Source organism: Corynebacterium auris (assembly GCF_030408575.1).
GTDB classification, from domain to species: Bacteria; Actinomycetota; Actinomycetes; order Mycobacteriales; family Mycobacteriaceae; genus Corynebacterium; species Corynebacterium auris.
Window position 1 is genome coordinate 1316256 of record NZ_CP047047.1, and the last position, 22971, is coordinate 1339226.

At 68.3% G+C, this 22971-nt stretch carries 18 protein-coding genes; 5 read left to right on the forward strand and 13 right to left on the reverse strand.

The annotated features are described in order from the left end of the window. Nucleotides 1-85 precede the first annotated feature (85 nt). The 4 genes from alaS to aspS all read right to left on the reverse strand — a co-directional run bounded on the left by alaS (nt 86) and on the right by aspS (nt 7232). Nucleotides 86-2755, reverse strand: a complete 2670-nt coding sequence (gene alaS / locus CAURIS_RS06330) for an alanine--tRNA ligase (protein ID WP_290341043.1) — start codon at nt 2753-2755, stop codon at nt 86-88. 67 nt (nt 2756-2822) lie between these two features. Next, nucleotides 2823-4178: a replication-associated recombination protein A gene (locus CAURIS_RS06335; RefSeq protein WP_290341045.1), complete on the reverse strand. Its 1356-nt coding sequence runs from the start codon at nt 4176-4178 to the stop codon at nt 2823-2825. Nucleotides 4179-4181: 3 nt separating this feature from the next. Further along, the gene (locus CAURIS_RS06340) at nt 4182-5417 is read right to left on the reverse strand and encodes a phosphotransferase family protein (RefSeq protein ID WP_290341046.1); all 1236 of its coding nucleotides are present in this window, start codon (nt 5415-5417) and stop codon (nt 4182-4184) included. Between the two features lie 18 nt (nt 5418-5435). Then, entirely contained in the window at nt 5436-7232 is a 1797-nt protein-coding gene (gene aspS, locus CAURIS_RS06345; RefSeq protein WP_290343339.1) for an aspartate--tRNA ligase, read from the reverse strand. Between the two features lie 116 nt (nt 7233-7348). On the opposite strand from aspS, the gene CAURIS_RS06350 reads away from it, so the two are divergent. From CAURIS_RS06350 to CAURIS_RS06360, 3 genes are read left to right on the forward strand one after another with little or no spacing between them, the layout of a single operon-like run. Then, the gene (locus CAURIS_RS06350; protein WP_290341048.1) at nt 7349-8473 is read left to right on the forward strand and encodes a CE1758 family FMN-dependent luciferase-like monooxygenase; all 1125 of its coding nucleotides are present in this window, start codon (nt 7349-7351) and stop codon (nt 8471-8473) included. Next, nucleotides 8473-9030, forward strand: coding sequence for a CE1759 family FMN reductase (locus CAURIS_RS06355; protein WP_290341050.1), 558 nt, complete (start codon nt 8473-8475; stop codon nt 9028-9030). The genes CAURIS_RS06350 and CAURIS_RS06355 overlap by 1 nt, the downstream gene beginning before the upstream one ends. Before the next feature lie 10 nt (nt 9031-9040). Then, on the forward strand, nt 9041-10435 hold the full coding sequence (locus CAURIS_RS06360) for an L-serine ammonia-lyase (protein ID WP_290341051.1): 1395 nt from the start codon (nt 9041-9043) through the stop codon (nt 10433-10435). Here the strand turns inward: CAURIS_RS06360 and hisS are convergent. Both hisS and CAURIS_RS06370 read right to left on the reverse strand, forming a co-directional pair. Continuing rightward, nucleotides 10432-11721 (reverse strand): histidine--tRNA ligase, encoded by a 1290-nt coding sequence (hisS, locus tag CAURIS_RS06365; RefSeq protein WP_290341053.1) that lies wholly within the window; start codon nt 11719-11721, stop codon nt 10432-10434. The two genes, CAURIS_RS06360 and hisS, sit on opposite strands and share 4 nt — an antisense overlap. A 6-nt stretch (nt 11722-11727) precedes the next feature. Next, nucleotides 11728-12378 carry an MBL fold metallo-hydrolase gene (locus CAURIS_RS06370; protein ID WP_290341054.1) on the reverse strand — a complete coding sequence of 217 codons (651 nt, stop codon included), beginning with the start codon at nt 12376-12378 and terminating at the stop codon, nt 11728-11730. Between the two features lie 112 nt (nt 12379-12490). On the opposite strand from CAURIS_RS06370, the gene CAURIS_RS06375 reads away from it, so the two are divergent. After that, entirely contained in the window at nt 12491-13423 is a 933-nt protein-coding gene (locus CAURIS_RS06375) for a peptidylprolyl isomerase (protein WP_290341056.1), read from the forward strand. A gap of 115 nt (nt 13424-13538) precedes the next feature. Beyond that, on the forward strand, nt 13539-13877 hold the full coding sequence (locus CAURIS_RS06380; protein WP_290341059.1) for a hypothetical protein: 339 nt from the start codon (nt 13539-13541) through the stop codon (nt 13875-13877). A 70-nt stretch (nt 13878-13947) separates the two neighbouring features. Here CAURIS_RS06380 and CAURIS_RS06385 read toward each other — a convergent pair whose 3' ends face one another. From CAURIS_RS06385 to ruvB, 7 genes are all read right to left on the reverse strand, one after another. Next, a complete protein-coding gene (locus tag CAURIS_RS06385; protein WP_290341060.1) occupies nt 13948-16224 on the reverse strand; it encodes a RelA/SpoT family protein in 2277 nt (758 codons plus the stop codon). Nucleotides 16225-16260: 36 nt separating this feature from the next. Further along, the gene (locus CAURIS_RS06390; protein WP_290341062.1) at nt 16261-16824 is read right to left on the reverse strand and encodes an adenine phosphoribosyltransferase; all 564 of its coding nucleotides are present in this window, start codon (nt 16822-16824) and stop codon (nt 16261-16263) included. 25 nt (nt 16825-16849) lie between these two features. Further along, nucleotides 16850-18457: an ABC transporter substrate-binding protein gene (locus tag CAURIS_RS06395; protein WP_290341063.1), complete on the reverse strand. Its 1608-nt coding sequence runs from the start codon at nt 18455-18457 to the stop codon at nt 16850-16852. A gap of 60 nt (nt 18458-18517) precedes the next feature. Next, nucleotides 18518-19645, reverse strand: coding sequence for a protein translocase subunit SecF (gene secF / locus CAURIS_RS06400; protein WP_290341065.1), 1128 nt, complete (start codon nt 19643-19645; stop codon nt 18518-18520). 2 nt (nt 19646-19647) lie between these two features. Further along, a complete protein-coding gene (gene secD, locus CAURIS_RS06405; RefSeq protein ID WP_290341067.1) occupies nt 19648-21471 on the reverse strand; it encodes a protein translocase subunit SecD in 1824 nt (607 codons plus the stop codon). A gap of 147 nt (nt 21472-21618) precedes the next feature. Further along, nucleotides 21619-21873, reverse strand: coding sequence for a preprotein translocase subunit YajC (gene yajC / locus CAURIS_RS06410; protein WP_290341069.1), 255 nt, complete (start codon nt 21871-21873; stop codon nt 21619-21621). A 21-nt stretch (nt 21874-21894) separates the two neighbouring features. Next, nucleotides 21895-22962: a Holliday junction branch migration DNA helicase RuvB gene (ruvB, locus tag CAURIS_RS06415; RefSeq protein ID WP_290341070.1), complete on the reverse strand. Its 1068-nt coding sequence runs from the start codon at nt 22960-22962 to the stop codon at nt 21895-21897. Between the last annotated feature and the right edge of the window lie 9 nt (nt 22963-22971).

The window sequence follows — 22971 nt, forward strand, 5'->3', positions numbered from 1 at the left end:
CGCCGGTTCCGCCTGAGCGGTGATTGTTCCCCCTCGCCGGACCGGCGTGTGTCGTGTCCAATTCGTTATCTTACTCCCCTTCTCCTCAGCGGGTCGCCAGGTCCTCTCGTACCGCCCGCAAAGCCGCCGTCGCGCCCTGCGCGTCAGCGCCCGAGCCCTGCGCCAGATCCGGCTTGCCGCCGCCTCGGCCGTCGACGTAGCCCCCGATGAGTTTGACTAGGTCCCCGGCCTTCACCCCAGACTCAACCGCGGCTTTCGTAGCCGCCACCGCGTAGGGGACCTTTCCGTCGCCTGCCGAGATAAGGGCGACGACCGCTGCCTCGCCGCCGAGACGCCCGCGCAGATCCGCCGCGAGCGAACGCAGGTCACCGGCGCTCACCCCGCTGGGCAGCTGCGCCGCGACGAGGCGGAAGGAGCCCACCGTCTCCGCGGTGTCCGCCAGGCCCGCGGCTTGGCCGAGCAGCTGCTGCTTGTGCAGCGCCTCAACCTCCTTCTCCGCGGCGCGGAGGCGCTCCGTGAGCTGCGCGATGCGCTCCGGCAGCTGCTCCGACGGGGTTTTCAGCTCCGTCGCCAGGCCGGAGGCCAACGCGGCTTCCTTGGAGAAGTAGCGGAAGGAATCCATGCCGGAGTAGGCCTCAATACGGCGCGCTCCGGAGCCGACGGAGGACTCACCGAGCACCGCGACGGGGCCAACCTGCGAGGAGTGCGAGACGTGGGTGCCGCCGCACAGCTCGATGGAGAAGGGGCCGCCGATCTCCACCACGCGCACGACGTCCCCGTAGTTCTCGCCGAAGAGTGCGAGCGCCCCCATGGCCTTCGCCTTCTCCAGGGAGGTCTCGACCGTGTTGACGGCGAAGTCCGCGTCGACCGCCTGGTTGGTCACGGTGGCGATCTCCTCGAGCTGGTGCGGCGTGAGCTGCTCGGTGTAGTTGAAGTCGAAGCGCAGGTAGCCGGGCTTGTTCAACGAGCCCGCCTGCACGGCCGTCGGGCCGAGCACCTGCCGCAGGGCCGCGTGGATGAGGTGGGTGGCGGTGTGTGCCTGGCGCGCGCCGTGGCGCCAGTCCCCGTCGACCTCGGCCGTGACGGTGGAGCCGAGGTCAAGGCCGCCGTTTTGCACGGTGGCCTTGTGCAGCCACAGTCGCTTGCCTAGCTTTTGCACGTCGGAGACGTTGAGGACGGTATCGCCCATCACCAGCCGGCCCCGGTCCGCCATCTGGCCGCCGGATTCCGCGTACATCGGGGTGACGTCGAGGATGACCTCAACCTCGTCGCCCTGCGAAACCTCGCTGACCTTCTCGCCGCCACGGACGAGGCCCAGCACGGTGCCGTCGTGGGTGAGCGTGGAGTAGCCGACGAACTCGGTCGGGGCGTTGTCCACCCATTCGCGGTAGAGCGACTCGTCGACATTGCGGTGCTTTTTCGCCTTGTTGTCGGCCTTGGCGCGCTCGCGCTGCGCCCGCATCTCGGTGTCGAAGGCCTCCATGTCCACCTCCAGGCCCGCCTCGCGCGCCATTTCGAGCGTGAGGTCGATGGGGAAGCCGTAGGTGTCGTGCAACTCGAAGGCCTGCTCGCCCGGCAGCACGGAGGCGCCGGCGGAGCGCACCGCCGCCGCGGCCTCGTCGAAGCGGTGGGTGCCGGACTCCAAGGTCTTCAAGAAGGCCCGCTCCTCGGCGGTCGCGACGCGCAGAATGCGCTCACGGTTATCAGCGATCTCGGGGAAGGAGGGTGTCATCGTGTCCATGATGGTGTTCATGAACGTCTCCAGCACTGTGCCGCTCGCCCCGAGCAGGCGCGCGGACCTGACCACGCGGCGCAGCAGTCGGCGCAGGATGTAGCCGCGGCCCTCGTTGGAGGGGGTGACGCCGTCGAGGATGATCATCATGCCGGTGCGCGAGTGGTCGGCGATGACGCGGAAGCGGATGTCGTCGGCGGGGTTGCCGGCGTCGTAACGCGAGCCGGTGAGCTCAACGGCGGCGTCGATGACTGGGCGCAGAAGATCGGTCTCGTAGACGTTATTCACGCCCTGAAGCAGGCAGGCGACGCGCTCAATGCCCATGCCGGTATCAATATTTTTATTCGGCAGCTCGCCGACGATGTCAAAGTTGCCCTTCTTGTCTCCCTCCCCACGGACGGACTCCATGAACACGAGGTTCCAGATCTCCATGTAGCGGTTGTCGTCGGCGCTGGGTCCGCCGTCGCGGCCGTACTCCGGGCCGCGGTCGTAGTAGATCTCGGAGCACGGCCCGCAGGGGCCGGGAATGCCCATGGACCAGAAGTTATCCTCCATGCCCATGCGCTGGATCCGCTCAGCGGGCACGCCGATCTTCTCGCGCCAGATCTTCTCCGCCTCGTCGTCGTCGAGGTAGACCGTGACCCAGAGACGCTCTGGGTCGAGCCCGAGCCCGCCGTTTTCGACCTTGCCGGTCAAAAGGTCCCACGCCTGGGTGATGGCGCCTTCCTTGAAGTACTGGCCGAAGGAGAAGTTGCCGGCCATCTGGAAGAAGGTGTTGTGGCGTGTGGTGATGCCCACCTCCTCAATGTCGAGGGTGCGCACGCACTTTTGGATGGAGGTGGCCGTGCCGTTGTCGAACGGGGGCGTCTGCTGACCCAAAAAGTACGGCTTGAACGGGACCATGCCCGCGTTGACGAAGAGGAGGGTCGGATCGTCAAGGATCAGCGAGGCGCTCGGGACGGGCGTGTGGCCTGCCTTGACGAAGTGGTCGGTGAAGCGCTGGCGGATCTCATGTGTCTGCACGGGGGTGCCCTCCGGGGAAATAGTGCTGATTAGTCCGCAACTACTCTACCCCCGGCCCCGGGCGCGCCTACGTTCCCCGTACGATCCGCCGCAGCCTCCCGATGTAGTCCCGGATGCGCTTTTCGTTCCCGTGCTCTCTCGGCTCGTAGTACACGGCGTCGTCGAGGCCCTCGGGGATGTAGCGCTGCGCCACCACGCCCCGCGGATCGTCGTGCGGGTAGACGTAGCCCATCGCGTTGCCCATCTTCTTCGCGCCCTCGTAGTGGCCGTCGCGCAAGTGGGCGGGCACCGCCGCCGTCCGGCCCCGCCGCACGTCCTCCTGCGCCCGGCTGATCGCCTGGATCACAGCGGGCGATTTCGGGGCGGTGGCCAGGTGAATCGTCGCCTGCGCGAGCGGCAGCCTTCCCTCGGGCATGCCGATGAAGCTCACCGCGTGCGCGGCGGCCACCGCGACCTGCAGCGCGCTCGGGTCCGCCATCCCGATGTCCTCCGAGGCGTGGATCACCAGGCGCCGGGCGATAAAGCGCGGATCCTCCCCCGCCTCAATCATCCGGGCGAGATAGTGCAGTGCCGCGTCGACGTCGGAGCCGCGGATCGACTTAATGAAGGCCGAGACGATGTCGTAGTGCTGGTCGCCGTCGCGGTCGTAGCGCACCACGGCGCGGTTGACGTTCTCGCGCACCACCTCGGCGCTTATCGTCTCGCCCTCGCCCACGGCCTCGGCGGCGGCCTCGAGGTACGTCAGCGCGCGGCGCGCGTCGCCGCCCGCCAGCAGGACCAGCTGCTCGCGCGCGTCGGGGTCCAGTTCGACCCGGCCACCGAGGCCGCGCTCGTCGGCGACGGCCCGGTCGATGACGGCGGCGATGTCGGCGTCGGAAAGCGACTCAAGCTTGAGCAGCAGCGAGCGCGACAAGAGAGGGGCCACAACGCTAAACGACGGGTTCTCGGTCGTCGCCGCGACGAGCAGCACCGTCCGGTTTTCCACCGCCGCCAACAGCGAATCCTGCTGTGTTTTGGAGAACCGGTGTACCTCGTCGATGAACAGCACGGTCCGCTCGCCCCGGGCGAGGTCGCGCCGGGCCCGGTCGATGACCCGGCGCACCTCCTTTACACCCGCCGACAGGGCGGAAAGTGCGACGAAGCTCTGTCCCATCGCGGAGGCGATGAGCGAGGCAATGGTTGTCTTGCCCGTGCCGGGCGGGCCGTACAGGATCACGGAGGCCGCGCCGGAGCCCTCGATGAGGCGGCGCAGCGGCTTGCCCTCGGCGAGCAGGTGGCCCTGCCCCTCAACCTCCTCCAGCGAACGCGGCCGCATGCGCGCGGCCAGCGGCGCGGACTCGCCGGCTTGGAAGAACGCCCCGCCGCGGGCGCCGTCCGCGTCCTGTGCGCCGGGGTCGGGGTCACCAAAGAGGCCTTCCTGCATGTCTTACCTCAACCGCCCGGCGACGCCGCGGGCCCATTCCGAGACCACGCGGTTGGCCGGGCCGCTACCCAGCGCCGCGTACCGGGCTACCGCGTCGAAGGTCTCGAACAGGTCGCGGCGCACGAGCTGTTCGTCGGGGGTAAACGGCCCATCCGAACGCGGCCGCAGCAGATCGCCGCTGACCTCAAAGTCCTCCGCCACCCTCACGGCGGCCTCCAGGTCAGCGCCCGCTCGACGGAACTCCTCCTCCAGCTGGGAGTCCGACTGCCCGATCGACTCCAGCGCGTTGGCGTTGAGGATGGACACGCTCGACAGGGCCCACCCGATCAGCGCGGAGGTAATCGCGGCGTGCAGTGTCTTCTCGTGCAGCACGTTCGGCCACATCGTCTCCACCTCGCTGACCCACGCGTCGACGAAGACGCGCGCCTCGTCGTCGTTGACGGGGCGGGTGGCCACGTAGTTGGGAAAGCCCCCGACCACGAAAGCGACGTCGAAGGTGACATCGCGGAACCCGGCCCATTCGTAGTCCAGAAACTGGGTGCGCTCGGCGAAGATGATGTTGTCCGGCGCCAGGTCGAAGGGGGTGAAGGCGCGGTTGCCGCCGCGCAGCAGGCGGGCGTGGATCTTCTCCGCGGTGTCCGAGATTTCCGCCGGGATAGCGATGCCGGACTCCTCCAGCATCGTCGCACCCAGGCGAATGCGGTGCATGAGGATGCGCTCGCGCAGGTCCTGGACCTGGCGCTGGCCCTTTCGGCCGCGCACCATGCGGGCGAAGAGCACGTTGTACGCGTCCTCCTTACCGGCCGTCCCGGCGTGCATACGTCCCAGCGCGGTCCCCAGGCCGCGAAGCACCTGCAGGCGGGTCTCGTCGTCGGCGTTCATCAGCAGGCTCTCCAGCGTGTCACCGTCCCCGGAGTCGGAGATGATGATGATCCTTTTGGCCGTGTCGTGCCCGAGCAGGATTGGGCCGGGGCGGACGTCCTCGCTGAGGGAGGTGGTGAACTGGTAGGACACGACCTCTCGCAGAAAGGCCGCGTCGTCGAGCACGTCGCCGGTTTCCGGGGAGTACTTGACCACCACCGAACGGTGCTGCAACAGCGGGTTCGAGGACACCCGGGCCCGGTAGACTGCGGCGAAGCCGGATCCGGTCAGCCTGGTGGCGTCGACAAGCTTCTGCGTGCCCCCGTAGCGGCGGGTGAGAATGTCTTCCGCCGCTGCGATAATGTTGTCCTGATCCATCAGGTCACTGGCTTTCCGCTAGTTCTGCGCCGCCTCGGCAGCCGCCTTCGGCGTGGCGTCCACGCCGGTTTCCTTGCGCTGTTCGCGGGTGATCGGGGCCGGTGCCTCGGTCAGCGGGTCGACGCCGCCGCCGGACTTCGGGAAGGCGATCACGTCGCGGATCGAGTCAAAGCCGCCGAGCAGGGAGACGATGCGGTCCCAGCCGAACGCGATGCCGCCGTGGGGCGGGGCGCCGTAGGAGAATGCCTCGAGGAGGAAGCCGAACTTCTCCTGCGCCTCTTCCTCCGTAATGCCCATCACCTTGAACACGCGCTCCTGCACGTCGCGCTCGTGGATGCGGATGGAGCCGCCGCCGATCTCGTTGCCGTTGCACACGATGTCGTAGGCGTAGGCCAGTGCCTCGCCAGGGTTGTCATCGAAGGTGTCCACGAACTCGGGCTTCGGGGAGGTGAAGGCGTGGTGCACTGCGGTCCATGCGGAGTTGCCGAGGGCCACGTCGCCGGAGGCGGTAGCGTCCGCGGCGGGCTCGAACAGCGGCGCGTCGACGACCCAGGTGAAGGCCCAGTCACCCTCCTTGATCAGGTTGAGCTTGCGGGCGATCTCCCCGCGGGCCGCGCCGAGCAGGGCGCGGGAGCTCTTGGCGTCGCCTGCGGCGAAGAAAATGCAGTCACCCGGCTTCGCGCCGACGTGGGCGGCAATCCCCGCCTTCTCCTGCTCGGTGATGTTCTTGGCCACGGGGCCGCCGAGCTCGCCGTCGTCCTGGACGAGGATGTAGGCGAGGCCCTTCGCGCCGCGCTGCTTCGCCCACTCCTGCCAGGCGTCGAGCTGGCGGCGCGGCTGTGAGGCGCCGCCCTCCATGACCACCGCGCCGACGTACTCGTTCTGGAACACCCGGAAGGTGGTGTCCTTGAAGAACTCCGTGCAGTCGACGAGCTGGATGTCGAAGCGCAGGTCCGGCTTGTCGGAGCCGTACTTCTCCATCGCCTCCTTGTAGCTCATGCGCGGGATCGGGGTGGTGATCTCGTAGCCGATCAGCTTCCACAGCGCAACGAGGATTTCCTCCGCGAGCGCGATGACGTCGTCCTCGTCGACGAAGCTGGCCTCCACGTCGAGCTGGGTGAACTCGGGCTGTCGGTCGGCGCGGAAGTCCTCGTCGCGGTAGCAGCGCGCGATCTGGAAGTAGCGCTCCATGCCCGCCACCATGAGCAGCTGCTTGAACAGCTGCGGCGACTGCGGCAGCGCGTACCACGAACCCGGGCGCAGGCGGGCCGGCACAAGGAAGTCGCGGGCGCCCTCGGGGGTGGAGCGCGTCAGCGTCGGGGTCTCCACCTCCACGAAGTCGTGCTTGGCCAGCACCTCACGCGCAGCGCGGTTGACGTCCGAGCGAAGGCGCAGCGCCTTGGCCTGGCGCTCGCGGCGCAGGTCGAGGTAGCGGTACTTCAGGCGGGTCTCCTCGCCCACCTCGTTGGAGGAGTAGTCCTCCACCTGGAAGGGCAGGGCGGCGGATGCGTTGAGCACCTTCAGCGCAGTGGCGTTGACCTCGATCTCGCCGGAGGCGAGGTTGGGGTTGGCGGAGCCCTCCGGGCGGGGTTCGACGACGCCGGTGACCTGCACGCAGTACTCGCTGCGCAGATCGTGCGCCGCCTCGGCCACGGCGGACTCGCGGAACACCACCTGCGCCAGGCCGGAGCGGTCGCGCAGGTCGATAAAGATCACACCGCCGTGGTCGCGGCGGCGCGACACCCACCCGGTGAGCGTCACGGTCTGACCATCGAGTTCTTTGCGGAGCTCTCCCGCTAGGTGAGTGCGCAGCACGGTATCTTCCACGTCCTTCCACGTGAGGGCAAAACTTGTCGCCGCAGATTCTACTCCCTTGCCCCGACACCACCCCGGTAGCATCGGGCGGGCAGGCCCCGGGAAAGGCACACACCATGCAATTCGGAATCTTCACGGTCGGCGACGTCACCCCCGATCCCCACACCGGCGTGGCGCCGGGCGAGAAGGAGCGCATCGACTCCATGACCGCCATCGCGCTGAAAGCGGAGGAGGTCGGGCTCGACGTCTTCGCCACCGGGCAGCACCACAACCCACCCTTCGTGCCCTCCTCCCCGCCCACGCACCTCGCCTACATCGGCGCGCACATCACGCGCCTCCTGCTGTCGACGGCGACCACCCTGATCACCACCACCGATCCGGTTCGCCTGGCGGAGGACTACTCGTTTCTGCACAACCTCGTGGGCGGCCGCGTGGATCTCATGCTCGGCCGCGGCAACACGGGCCCCGTGTACGGCTGGTTCGGCCAGGACGTCCGCCAGGGCCTGCCCCTGGCGATGGAGAACTACCAGCTGCTGCGCCGCCTGTGGCGCGAGCCGGTGGTGAACTGGCGCGGCAGGTTTCGCGCTCCCCTCAACGGGTTCAGCGTCACGCCGTCGCCGCTGCGGGGCGTCGCCCCGTTCGTGTGGCACGGCTCAATCCGCTCGCCGCACATAGCGGAGCAGGCAGCGTTCTACGGCGACGGGTTCTTCCACAACAACATCTTCTGGAACCCGGAGCACACCGCCTCCCTGGTTTCGCTCTACCGCCGCCGTTTCGAGGCGCACGGCCACGCCCGCGCGGACCAGGCCATCGTGGGCCTCGGCGGGCAGGTATTCATGGCCGGCACCGAGCACGAAGCCAAGCGCTTCTTCCGGCCCTACTTCGACAACGCCCCCGTCTATGGCCACGGCCCCAGCCTGGAGGAATACACCGCGGCGACACCTTTGACGGTGGGAACGCCCGAGATGGTCATCGCACGGACCATGGAGTTCGCTGACTGGGTGGGCGACTACCAGCGCCAGCTCTTCCTCGTCGATCACGCCGGCCTGCCGCTCGAGGTCGTATTAGAGCAGATTGAGATGCTGGGCAACCAGGTCGTTCCCGAGCTACGCCGCCTCATGGAAAGGCGCCGACCTGCGCACGTGCCCAGCGACCCGCCCACCTTTGATACGCTCCTCGCTGCGAAGCTCACGGGGCACCATCACCCGCACTTCGCGGTTTCCCCGGGAAAGGAGAGCTGATGGCCACCCTGTTCGTCCTCACCGCAGGCTTATCGACGCCCTCAACAACGCGCCAGGTCGCCGACGCGATCGCCGCCGCCGTCGTGGACGCCGCCGCGGAGCGGGAGAGCGTCCGGGTGACCACCGTGGAGCTGCGCCCCCTCGCCGCCGACCTCGCCCGCGCGATCTCCACCGGCGATGTGAGCGCGAAGCTCAGCGAGGTCATCGGCCAGCTGAAAAGCGCCGACGGCCTGATCGCCGTCACCCCGGTGTTCAAAGCCAGCTACTCGGGCCTGTTCAAGATGTTCTTCGACGTCCTGGCCGCGGACGCGCTCGTGGGTATGCCCACCATCGTCGCCGCGACCGCCGGTAGTGCCCGCCACTCCTTGGTCACCGAGCACGCGCTTCGCCCCCTTCTGACTTTTATGCGCGCCGTGGTCGTGCCGACCTCCCTCCTCGCCGCCACGGCGGACTTCGGCGGCCCCGCTGGTGCCGAGCTCAACGGGCGCATCCAGCGGGCCGCCCGCGAGCTGGTGGACCTCATGCTTGCCCCGCCGCGCCAGCGCGGGCTTCGGTAACATCGAACGCATGCCGCAAAACACCGTAAGCGTGATCGACCTTTTCAGCATCGGCATCGGGCCCTCCTCCTCCCACACGGTGGGGCCGATGCGCGCCTCCAACACCTTCGTGGAAGAGCTGGGTGTGCAACCCGCGCGTGTGCGCGTGGAGCTGCGCGGCTCCTTGGCCGCCACCGGCGTGGGCCACGGCACCGACCGCGCGGTGCTCCTCGGGCTGGTCGGTTGGACCCCGCTGACCACCTCTTCCGACGTCGCCCCCCGCCCCGGCGAGGCGATCCCCGCCACCGGGACCATCGAGGGGCCGGACGGCGTGGTTGACTACGAGGTTTCCTTCGACCCGGAGCCGGTCCCCGAGCACCCCAACTGCCTCATCTTCGACGCCTGGGACGCCGAGGGCAACCAGATCGCCGAGCGCGTGGAGTACTTCTCCGTCGGCGGCGGCTTCATCCTCGACCGCGAGGGCATCGAGGAGAAGGAGGGCGAATCGGGTATCACCACCACCTTTGATACCCCGGTGATCCCCTTCGAGTTCCACAGCGCCGCCGAGCTCATGCGCCTGTGCGCGGACAACGGTATGACCGTCGCCGAGATCATGCGGGCCAACGAGGAGGCCCTGCACGGTTGGGACGCGGTCCGCGAGCACCTCGACGCCGTCTGGGACGTCATGCAGGAGTGCGTCTCCCGCGGCCTGAAATCGGAGGGCACCCTGCCCGGCGGGCTCAACGTGACCAGGCGCGCGCCCCGCCTGTACCGGCTGCTCACCGCCGAGTACGAGGCCTCGACCTCCCGCGGGCTCGACGCGATGGAGTGGGTAAACCTCTACGCCCTAGCCGTCAACGAGGAAAATGCCGCGCACGGCCAGGTGGTCACGGCCCCGACTAACGGCGCCGCCGGCATCATCCCCGCCGTCATGCACTACTGCCGCGACTTCACCGACGACTTCACCGACGAGCGCGCCCGCGAGTTCCTGCTCACGGCCGCGGCAATCGGCGTGATCATCAAGACCAACGCCTCCATCTCCGGCGCCGAGGTCGGCTGCCAGGGCGAGGTCGGCTCCGCCTCCTCGATGGCGGCGGCCGGCATGTGCGCGATTTTGGGCGGTACCCCGCAGCAGGTGGAAAACGCCGCGGAGATCGCCCTCGAGCACAACCTCGGCCTGACGTGCGACCCGGTCGGTGGCCTCGTTCAGGTTCCCTGCATCGAGCGCAACGCGATCGGCGGGGTCAAGGCCATCAACGCCGCACGCCTGGCCAAGCTTGGCGACGGCACGAACATCGTCACCCTCGACGACGTCGTCGAAACCATGGCGACCACCGGCCGCGACATGATGACGAAGTACAAGGAGACCTCGATGGGCGGGCTGGCCGTCCAGCTGGGCCTGCCCGTCAACATCACCGAGTGCTAGGCCGGGCGCACCGCTCGGATCACGGCGTCGACGTCGAGGGCGACATCCACCTGCGAGTGCTCGGCGAGGTTCTTCACCGCGATAACGCCGCCGTCGAGCTCGCGCTCGCCCAGCACTAGCGCATACGCCGCGCCCGCGCGGTCGGCCCCCTTCATCGCGCCCTTCAGCCCGCGCCCGCCGTAGGACATGTCGGCGGAGATGCCAGCGCCGCGCAGGGCGTCGATAAGCAGGCTCATGCGCCTGCCAGCGGCCTCACCGATGGCCACGCCGAACACCTCTACTCGCCTGTCGACGCCCTCCAGGCCGACCCCCTCGGCCTCGAGCGCGAGCACCGTGCGGTCCACTCCAAGGCCAAAGCCGATGCCGGAGAGGTCCTGGCCGCCGATCTGCGCCATGAGGCCGTCGTAGCGCCCGCCGCCGCCGATGCCGGACTGCGCACCGAGGCCGTCGTGGACGAACTCGAAGGTCGTCTTTGTGTAGTAGTCCAGCCCGCGCACCATCCGCGGGTTGACCACGTAGTCCACGCCGAGCTCGTCGAGCGTTGCCCGGACGGTGTCGAAGTGCTCCCGCGACTCCTCCGAGAGGTGGTCGAGCATAAGTGGGGCGTCGGCAAGCATTTCTTGCACCTCGGGGCGCTTGTCGTCGAGGACGCGCAGCGGGTTGAGCTCGGCGCGGCGGCGGGTGTCCTCGTCGAGCGGCAGCCGGAACAGGAAGTCCTGCAGCTTCTGCCGGTACTGCGGGCGGCAGGTGGAATCGCCCAGGCTGGTCAGCTCGAGGCGGAAGCCCGTCAGGCCGACGGCGCGGTAGCAGCGGTCGGCCAGGGCGATCACTTCGGCGTCGAGAAGCGGGTCGTCTATGCCGATGGCCTCGACGCCGACCTGCTGGAGCTGGCGGTAGCGGCCCGCCTGCGGGCGCTCGTAGCGGAAGAACGGCCCATAGTAGTTGAGCTTGACCGGCAGGTACCCGCGGTCGAGGTTGTGCTCAATCACCGAGCGCATCACGCCGGCGGTGCCCTCCGGGCGCAGCGTCACCGACCGGTCACCCCGATCCGCGAAGGTGTACATCTCCTTGGACACGATGTCCGTCGACTCCCCCACCCCGCGGGCGAAGAGGTTGGTGTCCTCGAAGATCGGCAGCTCAATATGCTGGTAGCCTGCGATCCTCGCCTGGCGGGCGAACTCGTCGCGCACCCGGATGAAGGTGGCGGACGCCGGGGGGACGTAATCGGGAACGCCCTTCGGGCCCGACAGGGCCGCGAGCTTGGGGGCCTGGGAGGAATCGGTCATGGGGACCTAGTCTAGCGCGGCGTTCGCCTCCAGCAGGTACGGGTTGGTGGCGCGCTCGTGCGCCATCGTGGTGGTGGGCCCGTGGCCCGGCAGCACCGCGAGGGAATCGGGGATCTCCCACACCGGCCCGCGCAGGCTTTCTCGCATGTCGCTTGGCGAGCTGTGCGGCAGGTCCGTCCGGCCCACGGAGCCGCGGAAGAGCACGTCGCCGCTGAGCACAAAGTCGGCGCCGAGAAACAGCGTGCTTCCCGGCGAGTGCCCGGGTGCGTGGCGGGCGCGCAGCTGGATGCCGGCGACCTCGATCACCTCTCCGTCGGCGACGTGGGTGACCCGCTCGGTCTTTTCCATGTGAGCCACGTCGAAGGGCAGCGCGAGCCGCGCGAGCGTCTCCTCCTCCGGGTCGAGCATGAAAGCGTCGGCGGCGTGGATGAACGTTTCCAGGCCGAAGGCGGCGGCGTCTCGGACGTGGTCAATGTGGCCGTGGGTGAGCACAACCGCGACGAGCTCCGCGCCCTCGCGCTGCGCGAGTTCCACGGCGCGCGGGTGGGCACCGAGGCCGGGGTCCACGACGAACGCCTCAGCGCGCGGCGCGTCATCGTTGACCACGAGGTAGCAGTTTGTCTGGAACGGCCCCGCGGCAAAACCTGTGATCTTCATGGACCTCACCTTATCTGTCCGCGCCCGGCTGCGCCCCGGGCGCCTGATAGGCTGAACTGCCGAACCGCGCCGCTTAGGCGGCACGCCCTGACCACAAGCAAGGATGAGCACCGTGACCAACAACGAGCAGCGGGGCCGCGACGCCCTGAAGAACCTCGAGCGCGAGATCAACGCACGCGACCGGAAGGAAAAGTCCGGCCCGTGGGCAATCGCCGCCCTGTCCGCCGCCGTCCTCGTCGCCATCGGCGGCGGCATCTATTTCCTGGCCAACCAGGACAGCGAGGAATCCACCGAGGCCGCAGACGAGACCACGAGCACCCAGGAGACCACGCAGGAGCCACCCGCGGCCGAGCCGCTGTCGTACACCCGCGCCGAGGCGCTGCCGGAAACCGTCACCTGCAGCTACGAAGACGCCGGCGAGGCCTCCCGCGAGGTGGGCACTCCCCCGACCGAAGGCATTTCCACCGCGGGCACCGTCACCGTCAACCTCGACACGACGGCCGGGCCGATCGGCATGGAGCTCGACCGCTCGGTCTCGCCCTGCACGGTCAACGCGATCGAGTACCTCGCCTCCGAGGGCTATTTCGACGACACCGTCTGCCACCGCCTGACCACCAACGAGGGCCTGAAGGTTCTGCAGTGCGGCGACCCGTCGGGCACCGGCGCGGGCGGGCCGGGCTTCCAGTTCGCCAACGAGTACCCCACCGACGAGGCCATTGACGCGGTGGGCGACGAGGAGGTCCCGGAGGGCGTGCCCGCCGAGCAGGAGGAGGCCTACAAGGCTCAGGTTCTGCAGACGCAGGCGCCCGTGGTGTACGAGCGCGGCACCATCGCCATGGCGAACGCCGGCGTGGGCACCAACGGCTCCCAGTTCTTCCTCAACTACGGCGATTCGACCCTGCCGCCGCTCTACACCTACTTCGGCACCATCGACGAGGAGGGCCTGGCAACCCTCGACGCAATCGCCGAATCAGGCGTCGAAGGCGGCGCCGCCGACGGCGCGCCCGCCGAGGAGGTCACCATCACGACCGCGTCTGTGAGCTAGCTGAAGGGGCGAGCGGAATGCGCTAACTATTTAAATATCCGAAAGTATTGCACGTGACGTGTGTACAGGTTACTCTTTGCTTCGTCATACCGCCCCTCCAAGGATTGGACATCTCATGAAACTTCGTAAGGGTTTCCTCGCCGCCGCAACCGCCGCTTCCATCGTCGCCGCAGGCGTCGCCGCCCCCGCTCACGCGGAAGAGCCCGGCGGCGGCGAATCCACCACCACCGCGGACCCGACGCCGGACTCTGACGACTCCACCGGCGGGTCCGACAAGCCCGTCAACGAGGAAGGTTCCTCCGCCGCCTTCGGCTCCTCCGAAGACTTCAGCAAGCTGGACCCGAAGGAAAAGGGCGAGACCATCAAGACGTGGCTCAGTGTCGCCACCGCCGTCATCGGCGTGCTGTCCGCCGTCGCTACCTTCGTGGCCAAGTTCATCCCGCTGTCGCGCTAACCCCCGCGCGCACGCGCGCCGCGGGACGCATCAGCCGCCGGGTTCGCCGGCGGCTTTTTTATGCGCGCGGCTAAGCGGTGACGCGGTAGACGTCGAAGACGCCCTCGATGTTGCGCACCTGGTTCATCAGGGCGCCCAGCTGCTTCGTGTCGGAGACCCCCACGGTAAAGCGCATGTCCGCGATGTAGTCGTCGCTGATCTGGGAGCTGAGGGAGACGATCGGCAGCTTCTGCTCGGACAGCACGCCGGTCAGCTCGGCGAGTAGGCCCTGCCGGTCCAGGGCCTCGACGTGCAGCGTGGCGATGGTGGCGCCGCCGGTGGACGTGGAGCTGGCCCAGGAGACGTCGACAAGCCTCTCGGGCTCCTCCTTCAGCTTGGCCGCGTTGGTGCAGTCGGAGCGGTGCACCGACACTCCCCCGCCACGTGTGACAAAGCCGAAGATCTCGTCGCCCGGCACCGGCTGGCAGCATTTCGCCAGCTTGGCCATGACGTCGGGGCTGCCCTCCACCAGCACCCCCGTCGTGGAATCGCGCGGCACCGCCGTGACCAGCTTCGACAGGGGCGTGCGCGCCGCCAGCGCGTCGACCGCGTCGTTCTCGTCGCCGAAGAGGTCCGTGAGCAGCTTCGCCACGTGCTGCGCGGAGACGTTACCCGCGCCGATCGCCGTGTAGAGCGCGTCGACGTCCGGGTAGTGCAGCTGGGTGGCCACCTGGCGCATCGACTCGGAGGTAAACAGCCGGTGCATTGGCAGCCCGCCGCGCTGCACCTCCGCCGCGAGCGCGTCGCGCCCGGCCTCCAGGTGCTCCTCGCGGCGCTCCTTGGCAAACCACTGGCGGATCTTCGTCCGCGCCCTGGGCGAGACCACGAAGTCCTGCCAGTCGCGCGAGGGGCCGGCGTTTTCGTCCTTCGAGGTGAAGATCTCCACCTTGTCGCCGGAGGTCAGCTTCGACTCCAGGGCGACCAACTTGCCGTTGACCTTCGCCCCGATGCAACGGTGGCCCACCTCGGTATGCACGGCGTAGGCAAAGTCCACCGGAGTGGAGCCGGCCGGCAGGTTCACCACCCCGCCCTTCGGGGTGAAGGCGAAGATCTGCTGGCTGGTCAGGTCGTAGCGCAGCGAGTCAAGGAACTCGTTCGGGTCCGCGGCCTCCTTTTGCCAATCGAGCAGCTGGCGCATCCACGCCATCTGGTCAACCTCGGCCTGATCGCCCTTGTGCGAGCCCTTCGTCTCCTTGTAGCGCCAGTGCGCCGCCACGCCGAACTCGGCGTTGTAGTGCATCTCGTGCGTGCGCACCTGCACCTCAAGCGCGCGACCGCTTTCCGTCATCACAGTGGTGTGCAGCGACTGGTACACCCCGAAGCGGGGGTTGGAAACGTAGTCCTTGAAGCGACCCGGCAGCGCCGAGTACAGCGCGTGGACGACGCCGATGGCCGCGTAGCAGTCGTGGACGTTATCCACCAGAACCCGCAGCCCCACCAAGTCGAAGATCTCGTTGAACTCGTGGCCGCGCACGACCATCTTCTGGTAAATCGACCAGTAGTGCTTGGGGCGGCCCATCACCTCGGCCTGGATGTTGTTGGCCTTCAGTTCAGCCGTGAGCTGGCCCGTGATCTCCTTCAGCGCCCTGTCGCGCGAGGGGGCGTGGTCGGCGACCAGGCGCACGATCTCCTCGTACTTTTTCGGGTACAGGATGGCGAAGGCGAGGTCCTCGAGCTCCCACTTCACCGAGGCCATGCCCAGCCGGTGCGCCAGCGGCGCGATGACGTCAAGGGTCTCGCGCGCCTTCTTCGCCTGCTTCTCCGGCGGCAGAAAGCGCATCGTGCGCATGTTGTGCAGGCGATCGGCGACCTTGATCACGAGCACGCGGGGGTCCTCGGCCATGGCGACGATCATCTTGCGGATCGTCTCCGCCTCCGCCGCGGCACCCAGCGCCACCTTGTCCAGCTTTGTCACGCCGTTGACTAAGCGCGCGACTTCCGGGCCGAAGTCGCGGGTGAGGTCGTCAAGGGAATAGTCGGTGTCCTCCACCGTGTCGTGCAGCAGCGCCGCCACGAGAGTGGTCGTGTCCATGCCGATCTCCCCGCAGATCGTGGCCACCGCCAAGGGGTGGGTGATGTACGGGTCTCCCGACTTGCGGTAGACGCCCTCGTGCAGGCGCTCCGCCGTGGCGTATGCGCGGCCGAGCACCTCGGCGTCCGCCTTCGGGTGGTAGGTGCGGTGGATGGACAGCAGCGGGTCGAGCACCGGATTCGTCTTCGCCCGCCCGCCGGTCAGTGAGCGCGCCAAGCGGGCTGACACGCTGCGCATGCTTGATCCGGTTCGCCTCGGCGCCTTCTCACTAGCCATAGCGAGCACCTCTTTTCCGCCTTGCTGCCGCTGCAGCTACTCCTCCTCGTTGGCGAGGACGACGAGGGGCGCGCCGGCAAGCCGGTCGCGGCCCCCCAAGCCTTCCACTTCGAGGACAACTACGTATCCAACGACGCTACCACCGGCCCTCTCGATGAGGTCGGTTGCCGCGACCAAGGTTCCCCCGGTCGCCAGGACGTCGTCGACAAGCACCACCCTGCGCCCTGCGAGCTCGACCCCCTCGGCGGGGATTTCGAGCGCGGCGGAGCTGTACTCCGTGGTGTATTCCTGCGTGATCACCGGCGGCGGGAGCTTCCCACGCTTGCGGATCGCCAAAATGCCCAGGCCCAGGTCGTAGGCCACCGCGGAGCCAAGGAGGAACCCGCGCGCATCAAGGCCGCCGATCATGTCCGCGCCGAAGCCGCGGCTCGCCCGCGCAAGCTGCTTCACGACGGCCGACAGCGCCGCCCCGTCCGCGAGGACCGGCGTGAGGTCCTCGAAAACGACCCCCGGTTCGGGAAAGTCCGGCACGCGGCGGATCTTGGCCGCCAGCGCCTGCGCGGCGGAAGCGTACCCGTGGTGTTGTGCTGAATCTGTCAAAGGAGTCCTCACTTGCTGAATAGGGTTAGGAGCCGCCGGAGCGCGGCTCCGCGACCTGCCAGCGATCCATGTTCCACCCGACCCCGGCAGTGCCCGTGTACACGACCACGTTACCGACATTCCTGTCCACCGCGAACGCGCGCGGCTGCTGTGCCAGCGGGAGGCTATCCAGCTGCTCCCAGGCCTTCCTTTCCTGTTCCCGGAGCGCGGGCAGATCCTGGGCTCGCGGGGCCGGGCCCGCGTACTCGGTGTAGGGGTCCACGGGGCGCAGCAGGGCGTCAATGGAGCCCTCGGCGAGTACCTCCTCGCCTGCGTCATCGACCTCCACGCGGGTGACGTCCCGCAAGGTCTTGTTGCCGCCTGCGTCGACGACGCGCACCCCGGCCTGCTCGCAGGAGGCGCGCATCGCGTCGACCATCGCCGCGAGCCGCGGGGCGTCCCCGGCGTAGCCGACGCGCAACTCCATCCCCTCAGCGGGGCGAGCCCCCTCCACGTCGACCCCCATGCGAGGACCGGCGATGTCGCCGAAGCGTCTCGTCAGTGGGTCCGTGGCGGCAATGAGGTGCACGCCGTGGGCGGCGACGTTCACCCCGGACGCCTGGCTGGACGCGTCCGCCACCGCCTGCTGGTCCACGCATGCCGCCAGGGCCTCGCGGTTGCGCTTTTCCGCCCACTCGCCCGCCCGGGCGAAGGTGAGGGAATCGGTGAGCTCGCCGGGCAGGCTCGCGACGTCGTACGGGTTGTCCTCGGCGTCGAGGTCGAGCCACTCGGGGTTCGGCACCGAGATCTCGGCGACGCGCAGCTCCCCTTCCTGCCGCAGCGTCTGTGGGTCGGCGCTGGCGGGCCAGACCACCAACCGCGGGGTGCGCGGGGCGTCGCCGGAGTAGGACTCGTTGGCCACCAGCGTGACCTCACCGGACTCACCGACGGAGTCGATGCGGTAGGGCCCAAAGGACAGCTGCATATCGGGGTCGAACTGGTCGAGGTTGAACCCGTCACGCCATGCTTCGGCCACCGGGCGCAGCTGTGCGGCGTCGCCGCTGTCAAGTACCTCCGCCAGCTCGCCCGTGTCGATCCCCGCCCGCCGCGCCACGGCGTGCGAGGGCACGACGGTGCCCGCGCCGAACAGGCCGCGCCAGCGGGCCCCGCCGCCCTCGGCAAAAACGACAGTGAACTCCTTGCTGCCGGGCTCGCACTCGAGCCCGTCGACCTCCGCGAACAACGGCATGTGGGAGCCGAACAGCTCCGGCATCTTCCCGGCACGAAACGCCAGCAGGTAGTCGGTGCAGGTCACGGGGGTGTCGTCCGAAAACACTGCGTCCTCCGCCAGCCGATAGACCACCTGGCGCTGGTTCCCGGGCAGCACCTGCGTGGTAGCGAGGTCCGTGTTGGGAATCATCTGCCCGCTTGGCCCCGGCACGAACACGCCCGGAAACAGCCTGCCGGACAAGGCCTGAGCGAGCTGCGAGGCGCCCTCCATGGTGCCGGCGTTTGTCGTGTGCACGTTGCTGACCAGCTGGTAGCCGAAGTCAGCCGTGGTCTCGACGGGTTCGGCGCCCCCGCCGGCCTGGCTGAAAGACGCCAGAAGCGCGCCCGCCGCGACGCCGGCGAGCGCTGCGCGAATGCGATTCATTGTGAAAGTCCTTTCCGGGGGGTGGGGTGCCTGCGACGCTCCCTGGGGAGCTGGCATCCCCTACCGCGCGCCCGGCCTCCACGAGGCGGCGGGCTGGCTCACCGGGGCCGCCGGCGCCTCGACCGTGCGCCGCGCGGAGCTTGCGGCCTCGCCAATGTCCTCCCCCAGCTCTCCAGCGCGGTAGCGCTCCACCTCGCGGTTGTGCTCGCGGAACTTCGCGCGCCGGTTGACGAAGGTGACCAGCAGCGAGGACGCGAGGAAGAGCGAGGAGATCACTCCTTCGACCACGCCGATGAGCTGGATCAGCGCGAGGTCTCGCAGCGTGCCCACTCCCATGAGCCACACGGCGACAATCATCAACGCGACAATCGGCAGCGCCGAGATCACCGAGGTGGAAATGGAGCGCATGAGCGTCTGGTTGACGGCCAGGTTCGTCTGTTCGGCGTAGGTGGAGCGGCGCGAGTCGAGCAAACCTGCCGTGTTCTCCCGCACCTTGTCGAAGACGATGACCGTGTCGTAGAGCGAGAAGGTGAGTACGGTGAGCAAACCGATAATCATCGCCGGGGTGATCTCCAGGCCGAACAAGGCGTAGATGCCGAGGATGATCACGCCGTCGGCGATCAGCGCTCCCATCGCGGCAAACGCCATGTCGCGCTGCAGCCGCAGGGCCACGTAGATGGCGGCGGCGACGAAGAACACGCCCATCGCCAGCAGCATGCGGTTGGTGATGGTCGAGCCCCAGGACTCCGAGACGGTGGAGTCGCCGATCGCGTCGGGGGTGACGTTGCCCTCGGTATCGGTGGGCTCGTGGCGGTCGTAGATCTCCTGGCGCGCGCTGTCGATCTGCTCCTGCGTCAGGTGCTCCGAGTTGATCTCCAGCACGCGCGAGTCCCCCGCGCCGACGATCTGAGTCAGCTCAGGCGTCACCCCGGTGGCGTCGATGAAGGTCTCCTCCACCTCCTCCACGACAAGGTCACCGGCGGGCATGCTGATCTTCGTGCCACCCTCAAAATCAATGCCGAGGTTGAACCCGCGCAAAAGCATTGCCGCGACAGAGACGGCCAAAAGAACCAGGGTGATCGTGTACCAGAGCTTGGAGCGCCCGACGAAGTCGATCGCGCCGTCTCCCGTATACAGCCTGTCGAAGCGGGAGCGGCGGGGGGTGCTGGGTGCGTTGGCGGTGCTCATCTCTACTTCTCCTCGGGGGCAGCGGAGGCGTAAGCCGCCGCTTCACTACTGGTGCTTTCCGACGCCCGCGCGGCGCGTTCGTCGTCGACAAGCTTGTAAATCCTTGTCATACCGTTCACGAAAGGCTTCGCCCAGAACGGCCGACGCGAGGCCAGGATCATGAGCGGAGCCGTGACCAGGAAGGTCACCAACAGGTCGAAGACGGTGGTTAGGCCCATCGTGAAGGCGAATCCCTTGACCTCCCCGACGGCGAGGATGTACACGACGACGGCGCCGATGAGGGTCACCATGTTACCCGTAACCACCGTTTCCTTCGCGCGCTCCCAGCCCCGCGCCGTCGCGGAGCGGAAGGTCTTGCCCGTGCGCAGTTCGTCCTTGATGCGCTCGTAGATGACCACGAAGGAGTCCGCGGTCGTCCCGATGCCGATGATCAAACCGGCGATGCCCGCCAGGTCGAGCGAGTAGTCGATCCACCGGCCGAGTAGGACGAGCGAGCCGTAAACCAGCGCGCCCGCGGCCACAAGCGTTAACAGCGAGATCAGGCCGAAAAGGCGGTAGTAGGAGAACACGAAGATGGCCACGAGAACCAGGCCCGCCAGGCCCGCGTAGAGGCCAGCCTGCAGCGAGGCCAGACCAAGCGAGGGCGGGACCGTCGTCGCGGTGCCCCCAGGCTCGCCGTTTTCGCCCGCGAAGGACAGCGGCAGGGCGCCGTAGCGCAGGTTGTTGGCAAGGCTCTCCGCCTCCTCCTGGGTGAAGTCGCCCGTGATCGAGGTCGCGGAGCCGGGCGGGGTGGCGCCCTGGATCACCGGCGCCGAGATGACCTGGGAGTCGAGGGTGATGGCGATGCGCTGGCCGATCATCTCGCTCGTCAGCTGCGCCCACGTCTGGGAGCCGTTCGATTCGCCGTCCTGGCTGAAGGCGAAGCTGATCTCCATCTGGCTGGTCTGCGGGTTGAAACCGCCGGTGATGGGACGCGAGGTGTCGATCTGCTCACCGGTCAGGCGCTGGCCGTCCGGCTCGCTTTGGCCGTTCAGCAGCGGCACCGGGCCCAGCAGCAGGGGCTGGTCGGCGGTGGAATCGCAGGCCACGAGCGGCTGGTCCTCGACGTCGGTGCCGGCGAGCGGGTCGACTTCTTGCTCGGCGCACACCCCCGAGATCAGGGCGAGGGCCGCGGTCTGCTCGGTCGGGTCCTCCGTCTGGCGCGTGGCGCGCAGCATCTCAGTGGTTTCCTGGCGCCGGTCCGACGCCTCGACCGGACCGTCGGGCTCTTCCAGCGGCTCCGCCGTCACGCTAAGCGCGTCCTCGGCCTCGAGCTGGCTACTCGCTTGGTCGAGGACCTCCTGCGCGGTCTCCTTCGGGATCACGCCGTACTCGACCCAGGCGTTGGCCACCTCCTCGAGCACCTCGCCGAGGCGGGCCGGGTCCGGCACCGCGCCCTGGAGCACCGGGCGGAAGGCCAGCTGGGAAGTCTGGCCGAGAGTGCGCACCGCCGAGGTGTCGTCCCCGGCCGCGGTGATGACGAGGGTGTTGCCGTCGACGACCACGGAAGCACCGCTGACGCCCATCCCGTTGACGCGGTTTTCGATGATGTTGCGGGCCTCTTCCAGCTGCTCACGCGTCGGCTCCGCGCCCTGCGGGACGAGCGTGACGCGCGTGCCGCCCTGCAGGTCGATGCCCAGCTTCGGGGTGGGCGACTGGTCACCGGTGAAGAACACGAGCGCGTACACGAAGACAACGACGAGCGCGAACAGGCCCAGGGCCTTTCTTGGCCACGTCCTCGTCGTCTTCGCGCCGCCCCCGTCAGAGCGCCGATTTCTTGCGGACACTGAGGTCTCTCCTCTACATCATTCCTGCCGTCGACAACTGCCTTCCCGCCGGCTGCCCGGACACCCTGCGGCCGGAGCAGGCGGGGAGAACACAACGGGTCATGCTACGGTATCGCACGCCGCGGACACGCTTTGCCCGCGCCGAATCTACGCCGCGCGCTTGGCCACGCAGGCGCGCTCGACGGTGATCACGGTATCGGGGGCGACCTCCAGGCCCAACACGCCCTCCTCTTCCGCGACGATCGTGCCGTGCAGGCCGCCCACGGTGATCACCTTGTCCCCCGCGGTCAGGCTCGCGTGCAACTGATCCACCTCCGCCTGACGCGCCCGCTGCTTCCGCATGAGAATCAGCGAGGGCAGCATGAAAACGGCAAGCAATAAAAGGATCAGTAGTGCGCTCATGGCGACCCATTATGTCAGCCGCTACAACAGGTTCAACTGACCGGGTGCCTCGGGCGGCGGCGTCAGCCCCAGGTGCTGCCAGGCCGCCGCGGTGGCCACGCGCCCGCGGCCGGTCCGCGACATTAAGCCAGCGCGCACGAGGTAGGGCTCGCACACCTCTTCCACCGTGGCGGGCTCCTCCCCCACCGCGATGGCCAGGGTGTTCACGCCCACCGGGCCGCCGCCGTGGCCCCGGATCAGCGAGTCGAGCACGGCGCGATCCAGCCGGTCGAGCCCCAGCTCATCAACGTCGAAGACTTCCAGCGCGGCCCGCGCGGCGGGCAGGTCGACCACCCCGTCGCCGTTCACGTCCGCCCAGTCGCGCACGCGCCGTAGCAGCCGGTTGGCAATGCGGGGGGTACCCCGCGAACGCGAGGCGATCTCCACCGCCGCGTCCTTATCGATGGCCACGCCCAGAATCCCGGCGGCGCGCGTGATCACCCGCGTGAGGTCGGCAACTTCGTAAAACTCCATCTGGGCCGTGAAACCGAAGCGGTCGCGCAGCGGGCCAGTGAGCATCCCGGCCCGCGTGGTCGCACCCACGAGCGTGAATGGGGGGATTTCCAGCGGGATCGACGTCGCCCCCGGGCCCTTGCCCACGATGACGTCGATGCGGAAATCCTCCATCGCCATGTAGAGCATCTCCTCGGCGGGGCGCGCAATCCGGTGGATCTCGTCGATAAAGAGCACATCGCCCTCCATCAGGTTCGACAGCATCGCGGCGAGGTCCCCCGCCCTCTCCAGCGCCGGGCCCGAGGTCATCCGCAGCGAGGTGCCCAGCTCCTGGGCGATGATCATCGCCATCGTGGTCTTGCCCAGACCGGGCGGGCCGGACAGGAGGATGTGGTCCGGGGTCACCTGCCGCCGCCTCGCGCCGGAAAGCACCAGGTTGAGCTGCTCGCGCACCTTCGGTTGGCCGATAAACTCCGTGATCGACTTCGGGCGCAGGGACTTCTCAACGTCCCTTTCCTCGGCATTCGCGGTGGCGTCGATAAGCGAATGCTCGCCGCGCTGCGGGAGGGAAAACTCAGTCTTTTCGACGTCCGACATGCGCTACAC